This is a genomic window from Bradyrhizobium sp. LjRoot220, assembly GCF_964252915.1.
In the GTDB taxonomy this organism is placed as follows: domain Bacteria; phylum Pseudomonadota; class Alphaproteobacteria; order Rhizobiales; family Xanthobacteraceae; genus Bradyrhizobium.
This window is the reverse complement of sequence record NZ_CAXUPS020000001.1, coordinates 1549796-1563076: the sequence shown is the minus strand read 5'-3', so window position 1 is coordinate 1563076 and position 13281 is coordinate 1549796. Positions and strand designations below refer to the sequence as shown.

Annotated in this window: 6 protein-coding genes and 1 pseudogene; 3 read left to right on the top strand and 4 right to left on the bottom strand. The window is 64.3% G+C overall.

The features are described from left to right. Nucleotides 1–108: 108 nt before the first annotated feature. Entirely contained in the window at nucleotides 109–2610 is a 2502-nt protein-coding gene (locus tag ACSQ84_RS06870) for a penicillin-binding protein 1A (protein WP_436210860.1), read from the bottom strand. 242 nt (nucleotides 2611–2852) lie between these two features. Further along, nucleotides 2853–4172, bottom strand: a complete 1320-nt coding sequence (locus tag ACSQ84_RS06865) for an N-acetylmuramoyl-L-alanine amidase (protein WP_436210859.1) — start codon at nucleotides 4170–4172, stop codon at nucleotides 2853–2855. A 728-nt stretch (nucleotides 4173–4900) separates the two neighbouring features. On the opposite strand from ACSQ84_RS06865, the gene ACSQ84_RS06860 reads away from it, so the two are divergent. Further along, nucleotides 4901–8023, top strand: a complete 3123-nt coding sequence (locus tag ACSQ84_RS06860) for an Rne/Rng family ribonuclease (protein ID WP_436210858.1) — start codon at nucleotides 4901–4903, stop codon at nucleotides 8021–8023. 80 nt (nucleotides 8024–8103) lie between these two features. Here ACSQ84_RS06860 and ACSQ84_RS06855 read toward each other — a convergent pair. Beyond that, nucleotides 8104–9435: pseudogene (locus tag ACSQ84_RS06855) on the bottom strand (dicarboxylate/amino acid:cation symporter). Between the two features lie 121 nt (nucleotides 9436–9556). Further along, nucleotides 9557–10744 carry a pyridoxal phosphate-dependent aminotransferase gene (locus tag ACSQ84_RS06850; protein ID WP_436210857.1) on the bottom strand — a complete coding sequence of 396 codons (1188 nt, stop codon included), beginning with the start codon at nucleotides 10742–10744 and terminating at the stop codon, nucleotides 9557–9559. Nucleotides 10745–10981: 237 nt separating this feature from the next. Here ACSQ84_RS06850 and ACSQ84_RS06845 point away from each other — a divergent pair, with 237 nt between their 5' ends. Both ACSQ84_RS06845 and ACSQ84_RS06840 read left to right on the top strand, forming a co-directional pair. Then, nucleotides 10982–12382, top strand: a complete 1401-nt coding sequence (locus ACSQ84_RS06845; RefSeq protein WP_436210856.1) for a M48 family metalloprotease — start codon at nucleotides 10982–10984, stop codon at nucleotides 12380–12382. Between the two features lie 114 nt (nucleotides 12383–12496). Next, nucleotides 12497–13276 carry a DsbA family protein gene (locus ACSQ84_RS06840; protein ID WP_436210855.1) on the top strand — a complete coding sequence of 260 codons (780 nt, stop codon included), beginning with the start codon at nucleotides 12497–12499 and terminating at the stop codon, nucleotides 13274–13276. Nucleotides 13277–13281: the final 5 nt, after the last annotated feature.

The following is a 13281-nucleotide window of genomic DNA, read 5'->3' as shown; positions in this document are numbered from 1 at the left end:
TGCGGTGCAAACCGCCAATATCTGTAAGGTCCCGGATGTAGCGATGTCTCTCACAAAGCGCAATCCGCCTGGGGTTTGGTCCCAAGCGGTTTCTTCGCACCAACAAGCCTAGTACAGCCCGCCGGGCCGCATGATGTTGCCGGAGTCAGGCGACTGATATCCGCCCTGATATCCCTGCGGGGCGCGCCCATCGGCATCGGCCACGCCAATGACGGAATAATTGTCCGGCGGCGCGGTGCCCGGCTTGAAGGCCTCCAGGATGGTCCGGCCGCCTTCGCCGGGACCTGCGCGCATGCCGCTCTTGGCATCGACGCGAACCAGCTTGATGCCGGCCGGCACCTTGAACGGGATCGCGGCCTTGTCGGCCAACGCAAGCTTGAGGAAGTCGCGCGCGATCGGCGCCGCCAGCGCACCGCCGGTCGCCTTGCCACCGAGGGTACGCGGCTTGTCGTAGCCCAAATAGATGCCGACCACGAGGTCCGGCGAGAACCCGATGAACCAGGCATCCTTCGCGTCGTTGGTGGTTCCGGTCTTGCCGGCGATCGGCTTGCCGACTTCCTTCACCACCGTCGCGGTGCCAGCCTGCACGACATATTCCATCATCGAGGTGATCTGATAGGCCGTCATCGGGTCGAGCACCTGCTCGCGACGGTCGACCAGTTGCGGTTCGGGCTGATTCTTCCAGCCGCCGGGCGCGTCGCACCCACGGCATTCACGTGCGTCATGCTTGAAGATGGTGTGGCCGTAACGGTCCTGGATGCGATCGATCAAGGTCGGCTTCACGCGGCGGCCGCCATTGGCGAACATCGAATAGGCCGTGACCATTCGCATGACCGTGGTTTCGCCGGCGCCGAGCGCATAGGACAGATAGTTCGGCAGTTCGTCGTAAACGCCAAAGCGGCGGGAATATTCGCCGATCAGGGGCATGCCGATGTCCTGCGCCAGCCGCACCGTCACCGTGTTGAGCGACTGCCGCAGCGCGTTGCGCAGTGTCACCGCGCCCTGGTACTTGCCGGACGAATAGTTTTCCGGGCGCCAGACGCCGGCGCCCTGCCCCTGATCGATTTCGATCGGTGCGTCGATCACCACGGTCGATGGCGTATAGCCATTGTCCATCGCCGCCGAATAGACCAGCGGCTTGAACGACGAGCCCGGCTGCCGGTACGCTTGCGTCGCGCGGTTGAATTGGCTCTGGTCGAACGAGAACCCGCCGACCATGGCCAGCACGCGGCCGGTCCATGGATCCATCGCCACCATCGCGCCTGACACTTCAGGCAATTGGCGCAGCCGGTACTGCCCCTCGACCGGATTGCCGTCCTTGCCGAACAGCGGATCGACATAGATCACATCGCCCGGCGCCAGCACTTGCGCGACCGATGTCGGCGTCTTGCCCCTGGTCGGTCCCGACGCCGCCTTGGCCCATTTGACGCCATCGATCGTAATGATGCCGGTCTGCCGTTGCTTGGAGACGGCGCCGCCAAGTTCGCGGCTCGGCTGGAAACCGACCCGGGCCGACTGGTCGCTGGTCTCCAGCACCACGGCCATCCGCCAGGGTGCGATGTCGCCCAGCGCTTTGACGTCGGCCAGTTTCACACCCCAGTCGCCGGAGATATCGAGCTTGCTTGGCGCGCCGCGCCAGCCTTGTGCCTCATCGTAGTTGACCATGCCGGCCGCCATGGTCTTGCGCGCCATCACCTGCATCTTCGGATCGAGCGTCGCCCGGACCGAGAGACCGCCTTCATAGAGCTTCTTTTCGCCGTAGCGTTCGAAGATGTCGCGGCGGACTTCCTCGGCGAAGTATTCGCCGGCGAAGATATGCGCGCCATTGCCACGGCTGGTGACGATGAGCTGTTCCTTGCGCGCCTTTTCGGCGTCAGCCTGCTTGATCCAGCCGTTTTCGACGAGACGATCGACGACGTAGTTGCGGCGTTCGATCGCCCGGTCGCGGTTGCGCACCGGATGCAGCGCCGCCGGCGCTTTCGGTAGCGCCGCCAGGTAGGATGCTTCCGCGATCGTGAGTTCGTTCACCGACTTGTCGAAATAGACCAGCGACGCCGCCGCGATGCCATAGGCGCCGAGGCCGAGATAGATTTCATTGAGATAGAGTTCGAGGATGCGGTCCTTCGAATAGGCGCGCTCGATGCGCATCGCCAGCAAGGCTTCCTTGATCTTGCGGGCGAAGGAGACCTCGTTGGTCAGCAGGAAGTTTTTTGCGACCTGCTGGGTGATCGTCGAGGCCCCCTGCGGCCGGCGGTTGGAGCCGTAATTCTGCGCGTAGACCACGGCGGCGCGCGCCATGCCCTGGAAGTCGATGCCGCCATGCTCGTAGAAGTTCTTGTCCTCGGCGGCGAGGAACGCATTGATGACGAGTTTCGGCACCGCCTGGATCGGCAAATAGAGTCGACGCTCCTTGGAATACTCGCCAAGCAGCGCGCCGTCGGAGGCGTGCACGCGCGTCATGACCGGCGGCTCATAATCCTGGAGCTGCGAATAATCCGGCAAGTCCTTGGAGAAATGCCAGATCGCGCCCGCCACGCCGGCAACGCCCACAAGGAACACCACGGTTCCGGCGGCGAACAAGAAACCCAAAAACCGCACCAGCAAGCGCATGATCGAAGTTCCGTTCCAACCCTTGCGCCGTGACTGTCGGCGTCTGCCTTGTCAATAAGACCCGGCGCTCGAGCCCCGCCCAACGGACCGCCGTCGCGCGTACAATAATAAAAGGGCCGACGGACCAATAGTGGCCGACTCCGAAGACCCTGCGGTAGTTTTCTATACCGTTGCCGCTGTGGCCAAACTAGGGCTTCCGCTACAGCGCAGCGTGCATTTATTCTGCATTTTCATACGGCTTTTCATTTGCCCGCCCCGGCGGTTGCCAGCCGTTTGGCGAAAAATGCATCAATCGCCTGGGCCATCGATCCGACGGTCTTGTTCCGCCAGTTCTCCGACATCAGGAGTTCGAGGTCGCCCTTGTTCGAGACATAGCCAAGTTCGATCAGCACCGAAGGCACGTCGGGTGCCTTCAACACCCGGAAGCCGGCGGACTTTAACGGATGCTTGTGCATCCGCACCGTGGTCTTCATCTCGCCCATCAACAGGCGGGCGAACCGGTTTGAAAACGTTCGGGTCTCACGCTGCGCCAGGTCGATCAGGATGTCGGCGACTTCGGTCGGTTCGTCCGTGAGGTTGACGCCGCCGATCGCATCCGACTTGTTCTCGACCTCGGCCAGCCGCTCGGCTTCGGCGTCGGAGGCCTTGTCAGACAAGGTGTAGATGGTGGCGCCGTGGGCATCGCCCTCCCGCCGCGGCAGGGCGTCGGCATGGATCGAGACAAACAGCGCAGCCGACTGGGTGCGCGCGACCTTCACGCGGTCGTTCAACGGAACGAACGTATCGTCCGTCCGGGTCATGACCACGCGATATTTGCCCGATTTCTCGATCCGATCGCGCAGCGCGAGGCCAAATCCCAGCACCAGGTTCTTTTCCATCTCGCCGCCGGCCTGGGTGCCGTTGTCGATGCCGCCATGGCCGGGGTCGATCACGATCAGGGGACGCGGATCCGGCGCCGGCTTTGCCGCCGCCAATGCGTCGTCCGGCCCAACCGCAGCGTTGGCAGTAGCAATCGCGGGCCTCAGTTCGGGGCGATTCTCGGGCGCCAGCAACTGCACGAAGGCGGTCCGGTCCACCTCTTCCAGTTCCAGCACCAGCCGCGGCGGTTGGCCGTTGGCAGCTTCCAGCACATAGGATTTGGCGACTTTGGCCGGTCCTGTCAGGTCGAATACGATTCGTGAACCGCCCGGCATCACAAGGCCATAGCGGAACGCCTTGACCAGCCCGCGTCCCGCGCTGCCGGTGCCCGCAGCCAGCTTGAAGCTGATCTGGGGAATATCGACCACCACGCGATAGGGATCGGCCAGCGCAAAGGCGCGAAACTGAATCGGTCTGTCGAGATCGAGCACGAAGCGGGTCTGTTTGCTATCTCCGGCCAGCCGGGCGTCGGAGGCGATCGGAATATTCGAGGCGGCCAGCGGGCTTGGAGCGGGGTTTGGCGCAGCCGCGCCCGGCGATGGCCCTTGGGCGACGCTCGGAGTGATGATTTGGACACACAGCAATGCTGCGGCGCACAACAGGCCCCGCGCCAGCAAAACCCGGTAATTTGCGCGGCTAGCCAACGATTCGGTGCCTCCGAGCAGTTCTCTTACCGCATTAAAACCACAGGGTTAATCGGACCTTAAGGCTCTAACGGCGAAAAGCGGCGAGTGTTGCCGTGCTGTGACGCTTCCCTGACGCTTCCCTTGCACCGGGCGGGCAATCCACGTATGTACGAGGGGCTGACGGCTAATACTCCCGGTTGTGTCGCGTTCAGCCTCCCGGTGCAGCGCTGGAACCTTCGAAGCCGAAGTTTCCTGCGTCTTTCCCGATCCCTCCACAGCCAGCGCTGCGCGCGGCTGACCAGGAGTGGCGGTTTCGAGCCCGAGCGGCGTCCGGTCCCAGGTGCTATCTTGCAAGGTACTATCTTGCTCTAGGGACGGTTCAAGACACGGCAGAACCGATTATCCGGACCCCAAACGGTCCGATATGCGATGGCCGGCGAGCGCTTTGGCGCCGCGCCGGGCCTTCAGCGATAGACACGGCGGTCAATTTTGCCGCCACCATGTTCAGACGGGCCGACGCTTGATGCGCCAGACTGTGTTGCCGACCAGGATCCACGGATCGATCGCGCCGACGCGAAGCGAAAGCCTCGCGCGTCGCTTTGTTCCGGTGGGTCCCCGTTCGGCGCGGCGCCAAGGTTTGCGTTTCGGCCTTCCCCTCACCCCCGAATCAGGTGGACCGTCGCGTCACCAGGCCGCGCACCATGCGCGCGCCTTGCACCGCGCCCGCCGCCGTCAAGAGCTCCAAAATGCCCAACAAGATGTTGATCGATGCCACCCACCCGGAAGAGACACGGGTCGTTGTGGTCCGCGGCAATCGCGTCGAAGAATTTGATTTCGAGACCGCCCAGCGCAAACAACTGCGCGGCAATATCTACCTCGCCAAGGTCACGCGCGTAGAGCCGTCGCTGCAGGCGGCCTTCATCGAATATGGCGGCAACCGCCACGGCTTCCTGGCCTTCAGCGAAATCCATCCTGACTATTACCAGATCCCGGTCGCCGACCGGCAGGCGCTGATCGAGGCCGATGAACGCGCCCATCGCGAAGCCGAGGAAGAGAGCGAGAATCGCTCCTCCAACCGTCACCGCGGCCGGTCGCGCCACCGCAACGCCCGCCGTCGCGGCCATGGCGAGCGGGTCCAGAGCGACGTCGTCGAGAACGTAGCGCTCGATCCCGCGCAGGCTGCTCAGCCCTATGAGGGCGAGGCGCAACGCTTGCATGACGGCGCGCCTGCCGACGAAGCCCAGGCGCATGATGCCGATCATCATCCCGCCGACGCAGCCGACCACGATCATGGCCCCGTGGCGCATGATCACGACCATTCGCATGAGCATGGTCATCCCCATGACGATCACGCCCATGATCATGCCGCGGCCGAAGCCACGGTAGCTGAATCCCAACCCGACACGGCACCGGTTGAGGCCGTCGCCGCGGCATCCGAGGCTCCGGCCAGCGCCGAAAGCCACGACGACGCCCATCACGACGAGCCTGCGCATGACGCGCGGCACGATGAGGAGCACGCGCTCGAAAACGCCGCCCACGCCGATGATGCCCCGCGGGCCGAGCACGCCGGCGAGGAATACCCCGCCGTCTCCCACGAGGAGAATCGCGGCCCTGCGCCGGAAGGCGACGAGCAGGACGATGAAGCGCAAGACGATGAAGACGATGGCGACGACGCCGAAGAGGAAGTCGTCGAATCCGTCGGCGGCGACGACGTGCTCGAGGAAGTCCCGGAGCGCGCCTTCCGTCCGCGCCGCCAGTACAAGATCCAGGAAGTCATCAAGCGCCGCCAGGTCATGCTGGTGCAGGTCGTCAAGGAAGAGCGCGGCAACAAGGGTGCGGCGCTGACCACGTATTTGTCATTGGCCGGCCGTTACGCCGTGCTGATGCCCAACACCGCGCGCGGCGGCGGCATCAGCCGCAAGATCACCTCGGCGCAGGACCGTTCGCGCCTGAAGGAAGTGGTGCAGGATCTCGACGTGCCCGAGGGAATGGGCATCATCCTGCGTACCGCCGGTGCCTCGCGCACCAAGCCCGAAATCAAGCGCGACTTCGAATACCTGATCCGGATGTGGGAAACCGTACGCGACATGACGCTGAAGTCGCAGGCCCCGACGCTGGTCTACGAGGAAGGCTCGCTGATCAAGCGCTCGCTGCGCGACCTCTACAACAAGGAAATCGACGAAATCCAGGTCGCCGGCGAAGCCGGTTACCAGGAAGCCCGCGACTTCATGAAGATGCTGATGCCCTCGAACGTGCGGGCGGTCCGGCAATATCGCGACGGCCAGCCGCTGTTCTCGCGGATGGGCGTCGAGAGCCAGCTCGATGCGATGTTCTCGCCGACCGTACAATTGCGCTCCGGCGGCTACATCGTCATCAACCAGACCGAAGCGCTGGTCTCGATCGACGTCAACTCCGGCCGTTCGACCCGCGAGCATCACATCGAGGACACCGCGCTCAAGACCAACCTAGAAGCCTCCGAGGAAGTCGCCCGTCAGCTGCGTCTGCGCGATCTCGCAGGCCTGATCGTCATCGACTTCATCGACATGGACGAGAAGCGCAACAACCGGGCGGTCGAGCGCAAGCTGAGCGACTGCCTGCGGCAGGACCGCGCCCGCATCCAGGTCGGCCGCATCTCGCATTTCGGCCTCCTGGAAATGTCGCGCCAGCGCATCCGCGCCAGCGTGCTGGAGAGTTCGACCGAGCCCTGTTCGCAATGCGGCGGCAGCGGCCATGTCCGCTCGGTGTCGTCGGTGGCGCTGCAATTGCTGCGCGGCATCGAAGAAATCCTGATGAAAGGCGCGACCCACAATCTCGTGGTCCGCACCCGCACCGACGTCGCGCTCTACGTCCTCAACCACAAGCGCGGCCATCTGCGCGATCTCGAAAACGCCTTCAAGGTCACGCTGGCGGTGGTCGCCGACGCGACCGTCAGCGGCCAGCAGTCGTTCGTCATCGACCGCGGCGAACAGGTGCACACGCTGGAAGCGGCCAAGGCCCTGCTGGTGGCGCAGGCTGCGGCCTTCCCGTCCCTGGTCGAGGAAGCCTATGACGACGAAGAACCGTTCGACGTCGAGGCTGAGGTCGAAACCGAAGAGACCGAAGGCCTGACCGAGGAAGCCGCCGGCGGCGAAGAAGCGGTTGCCGGTGAAAGCGAAGCTGACGGCCATCGCCGCAAGCGGCGGCGGCGCCGCCGCGGTCGTGGTGAGCCGCGTGAGGGCGCAGCCCCGCGCGACGACAGTGAGGCCGTGCACATTGCCGCCGAAAGCGTTGATGGCGCGGTCGCGGTTGCCGACGACAGCGAAGCCGACGACGACGAGGGCGACGAACAGCCCGGGGTTGCACGCGGCGAACAGGGACCAAACGGCGAGCGGCGTCCGCGCCGTCGCGGACGTCGGGGCGGACGCCGCCGGCGTGGCACTGGACCGGAAGACGGTCTTGCCGGATCGATCTCGGACGAACTCGGACCGACCCCGGTTTCGGAAGTCACCAGCGCGGTTGCCGATTTTGACGGCCGCTCGTCTGAGCCCGCGCCGTCGCTGGTTGAACCCGAGCCCGTTTCGCAGGCACCGCAACCGCAGTGGCAGCCCGAGGAACATGTTTCGCCGGAGACTGTCAGCAGCGCCCCCACCGCGGAAGAAACCGCGCAGGAGGCCGACCGGGCCGCCGCGCGGCGGCGTTCAACCGTGCGCGAGAAAGTCTCGTTCATGACCAGCAGCCAATCCGATCCGGCGCCGGCCGTCAGCCACGGCGAAGCCGAGCCGGCAACGGCCCCTGCTCCCGCGCCCGCTGAACCTGCGCCCGCCGCGACCGGTGAAGCCGCGCCGCGCAAGGCTGGCTGGTGGTCACGGCGTTTTGGCAGCGGCGAATAAGTTTCAATCCCGAACAGAAAAACCGCCCGGCAAAACCGGGCGGTTTTTTATTGCAGCAGCGCGCACCTCAAATATGACCGTCAATCGGTCGTGAGCGCCGTCTCCATGTCGGTCGGATCGATCTGCTTGTTGAGGTTGGCGTGCAGCTTCTCGGTGTCGAGTTCGCCCTCCCACCACGACACCACCACACAGGCGACGCCGTTGCCGCAGAGGTTGGTCAGGGCGCGGCACTCGCTCATGAATCGATGCCGAGCACGATCGCCATGCCTGGCACCAGCCGCGGATCGACCACGGCGAGCGTCGCCGCCAGGGTGATGAAGCCGGCACCTGTTATGCCCGAGGCGCCCTTCGAGGTCAGCATCGCTACCAACAGGATGGTGATCTGCTGGCTCATCGTGAGTTCGAAACCGAGCGCCTGGGCGATGAACAGCGTCGCCAGCGTCATGTAGATGTTGGTGCCGTCGAGGTTGAACGAGTAACCGGTCGGCACCACGAGACCGACCACCGACTTGGAACAGCCGAGCCGTTCCAGTTTTTCCATCAGGGAAGGCAGCGCGCTTTCGGACGACGAGGTGCCGAGCACGATCAACAGTTCATCCTTGATGTACGACAGGAACTTGAAGATCGAGAACCCGACCATCCGCGCGATAATGCCGAGTACGACGAAGACGAACAGCGCCGCCGTGACATAGAAAGTCGCGATCAGCCCGATCAGGTTCAGGATGGCGCCGGTGCCGAACTTGCCGATGGTATAGGCCATGGCGCCGAACGCGCCGATCGGGGCGGCCCTCATCACGATCGAGATCACGCCGAACACCGCGTGCGCGGAGTCGTCGATGAAGGAACGCAAGGTATGGCCGCGCTCGCCGAGCGCCATCAGCGCAAAGCCGAACAGGATCGAGAACAGCAGGACTTGCAGGATCTCGCCTTGCGCAAAGGCGCCGACGACGGTGTCCGGAATGATGTGCAGGAAGAAGTCGACGCTTTTCTGGGCCTCGGCCTGTTTGGCGAAGCCGGCGACCTTGGCCTTAGTCAGCCATCGCGCCGCCGAAGCCCGCGCCCGGCTTGACGACATTGCCGACGATCAGCCCGATCACCAGCGCGAAGGTCGAGACGACTTCGAAATAGATCAGCGCCTTGACGCCGATGCGGCCGACCTTCTTGGCGTCCTGAATATGCGCGATACCCGACACCACGGTGCAGAAGATGATCGGCGCGATCACCATCTTGATCAGCTTGATGAAGCCGTCACCGAGCGCCTTGATCCAGTCGTTGGTCGCGAGCGCCGGCCACAGCCAGCCGACCAGCGCGCCGAGCACGATGGCGATCAACACCTGAACGTAGAGAATTTTATACCAGGGCTTTGCCGCGCTCACCGGCGCTTCAGCTTCAGCCGCAATCGTTGCCGCCATGACGTTATACTCCCTTCCGGGCCCCGCGGCGTTCTGCCACACCAGCGCCCGCTAGCACAGCCAAATTATTCGGCCAGCGGAAATCCTGTGGCATTGCGCCGGCGCCGAACGGTGAGCGGGCTTAGCCGAGCCAGCGCGCGATGCGCGTCACGGCTTCGCGCATTTCGTCGGAAGAGCGTGCGTAGGAGAAGCGCACATAGGCGCGGCCGTGAATCGGATCGAAATCGACGCCCGGCGTGGCCGCGACATGCGCCTGCTCCAGCATCCGGTTGGCGAACTCGAAGCTGTCGGACGTGAATTGCGAGACATCGGCATAGAGATAGAACGCGCCATCGGCGGGGACGAAATTCGTCAGTCCGGCCTTCGGCAATCCATCGATCAGGATGCGGCGGTTCTCCTGATAGCCGCGCTTGATCGCTTCCATTTCCGCTGATCCCTCGAACGCGGCCTCCGCGGCGATCTGCGACAGCGTCGGCACCGAGATCGACAGATTTTGCTGCAACCGTTCGATCGGCCGCACCAGCGGCTCCGGCACCACCATCCAGCCAACGCGCCAGCCGGTCATACAGAAATATTTCGAGAACGAATTGATCACCAGCGCCTGCGGCGACAGCTCGGCGGCGGATACCGCCGGAAAAGCATAATCGAGGCCGTGATAGATTTCGTCCGAGATGAAACGAATGCTGGCGCTCTCGGCCGCCGCCATCAGGCCGGTGAGCGCTTCGCGGGACATCATGGTTCCCGTTGGATTGGCGGGGCTGCCGACCAGCACGCCCTGGAGCGGCGCCTTGCGATGCGCCGCCAGCAGGGCTTCGCCGGTCAGCGCATGGCGCGTCTCGCTCAACGTCTCGATCAGCACCGGCTCGCAGCCGAGCGCGGTGAGGATATGGCGGTACGGCGGATAGCCGGGCACGGTGACCGCGACCCGGTCGCCCGGTTCGAACATCGCAAGGAAGGCCAGGATGAAGCCGCCCGACGAGCCCGTGGTGACCACAATCCGTTCCGGATCAACGTTGCATCGGTAAGTATCGCGGTAGTGCCTGGCGATGCGGGCCCGCAGCGAGGGGATGCCGAGCGCGGATGTGTAATCGATCCGGCCATCGTCGAGCGCGGCACGCGCGGCCGCGAGCGCGGTCGTCGGGGCTGACGCCGCCGGCTGGCCGACCTCCATGTGAATGACGTGGCCGCCGGCCGCCTCGATGCGGGCTGCCGCGGCCATCACGTCCATCACCATGAAGGGTGGAACATCGCTCCGGCTGGAAGCCGTCAACAGCGTTTTCGCAGCGTCCCTGAGAGTCGATTCGAGCATCGCTATCTGCAATTTGATCGGACCACGCCGATTTCGGGTTCCAGCACCGGGTACCGCCCCAGACTGGCCGTATTCGGTGGCTCCTTATAGCGTTTTCAAGCCAAGTGGATACCGGTCTGCGACAAGAAAAAAGCGTCAAAACAAGAGACTGGCGTTCTGTTCTGATCTAATCAGGGCTATCAGGCTCGACGCCGATTGACCGCCAGTTCCGCCGCCAACGCCCAATAAGATCGCTTCATGTTGTTCCGCATTGCGCACCGCAAAACGTCGCTGAAATTGACCGCCCTCGCCACGGCGGCCGCGCTTGTCATGACGCCGACGCTCGCGGCGGCCCAGAACAAGGGCCCTCCGGTGCTGCGCGATACCGAGTCGGAGCAATTGCTGCGCGACTATACGCGGCCGATCCTGCGCGCCGCCGGCATGGAGAAGCAGAACATCCAGATGGTGATCATCAACGAAAGCGTTTTCAACGCGTTCGTTGCCGACGGCCGCCGCATCTTCGTCAATTACGGCGCGGTGATGCAATCGGAGACGCCGAACCAGATCATCGGCGTGCTGGCGCACGAAACCGGCCATCTGGCCGGCGGTCACCTTTCGAAACTGCGCGAGCGGCTGGCGGAAGCGCAGACCCAGATGATCATCGCCATGCTGCTCGGCGCCGGCGCGATGGTGGCGGGCTCGCGCGGCGGCGGCAGCAGCGGCCTTGCCAATGCCGGCGCCGCCGCGATGTCGGCGCCGCACGAGGTGATCCGCCGGACCCTGCTTTCTTACGTGCGGCAGCAGGAAGAAAACGCCGACAAGGCCGGCGTGAAATTCCTCAACGCCACCGGGCAATCGGCCCGCGGCATGTACGAGACCTTCAAGCGCTTCACCGACGAGAGCCTGTTCGCGGCGCGCGGCGCCGACCCCTACGTGCAGTCGCACCCGATGCCGGCCGAGCGCGTCCGCGCGCTGGAAGAACTCGCCCGTTCGAGCCCCTATTGGGACAAGAAGGACGATCCGGCCCTGCAGATGCGCCACGACATGGTGCGCGCCAAGATCTCCGGCTTCATGGAGCGGCAGGACACCGTCCACCGGCGCTATCCGCTGTCCAACACCAGCCTGCCCGCGCGTTATGCCCGCGCCATCACCACCTATCTGCACGGCGACCTGCGCAGCGCGCTGGCCCAGATCGACGGCCTGATCCAGCTGCAACCCGCCAATCCCTATTTCCACGAATTGCGCGGTCAGGCCTTGCTGGAAGGCGGCAAGCCGGCCGAGGCAATCGCGCCGCTGCGCAAGGCCGTACAGCTTTCCAATAACGCCCCGCTCATCGAAATGTTGCTCGGTCAGGCGCTGGTGGCATCCGACAACAAGGCCTACACCGATGAGGCGATCGCCATCCTGCGCGCGGCAACGGCGCGCGAGACCGAAGCCCCGCTCGGCTACATGCAGCTCGCCATGGCTTATGGCCGCAAGGGCGACTACGCGCAGGCCGATCTGGCATCGGCTCAGGCCGCCTACCTGCGCGGCGACAACAAAACCGCGCGCGATCTTGCCTCCCGGGCCAAGACCCGGTTCGCGATCGGGACGCCGGGATGGGTCAAAGCTGACGATATTGTGAGCGCCAAACCGCTTCCAGGCCAAAGAAGCAACTAGCGCGGCTACCGGAAATAAACTGAGTTGCACTAGAAACGAAGCCCAGTACCGAACGTATTCAAAGAGCCGGCCTTCACGAGACGGCCCGGAAACTCGCCACCTGAGGATTTGCCGATGCCTTCGCTCCGTTACCTTGCTTCCGCTTTCGCGATCGCCATGTTTGCGATCACCCTTGGCGGCGCGCCGCTGCCGGCTTCCGCGCAGAGCTTCTCCGACGTCCAGCGCAAAGACATCGAGACCATCGTCCGGGATTACCTGATCGCCCACCCCGAGGTGCTCGAAGAGGCGATGGCCGAACTGACCAAGCGCCAGTCCGCCGCCGAAGCCGAGAAGCATCAGGCCGGCATCGCCAAGCATGCCAACGCGATCTTCAACTCGCCGCGCAACGTAACTGTCGGCAACAAGGACGGCGACGTCACCTTCGTCGAGTTCTTCGATTACAATTGCGGCTACTGCAAGCGCGCGATGCTCGACATGATGGAGCTGATGAAGGGCGATCCCAAGCTGAAGGTCGTGCTCAAGGAATTCCCGGTGCTGAGCGCAGGTTCGGTCGAGGCCGCCCAGGTCGGCGTCGCCGTGCGCATGCAGGACCCGACCGGCAAGAAATACCTCGACTTCCACCAGAAGCTGCTCACCGGCCGCGGCGCCGCCGACAAGGCCCGGGCCATGGCGGTCGCCAAGGAAGTCGGCCTCGACATGTCCCGGCTGGATAAGGATCTGGCGAGCCCCGAAATCCGCGCCACGCTCGAGGAGAACATGAAGCTCGCCGAAGCCATGGGCATGAACGGCACCCCAAGCTACGTGATCGGCAAGCAGGTCGTGATCGGCGCGGTCGGCGTCGAGACCCTCAAGGAAAAGATCGGCATCGCCCGCTGCGGCAAGGCGACCTGCTGAGGCCC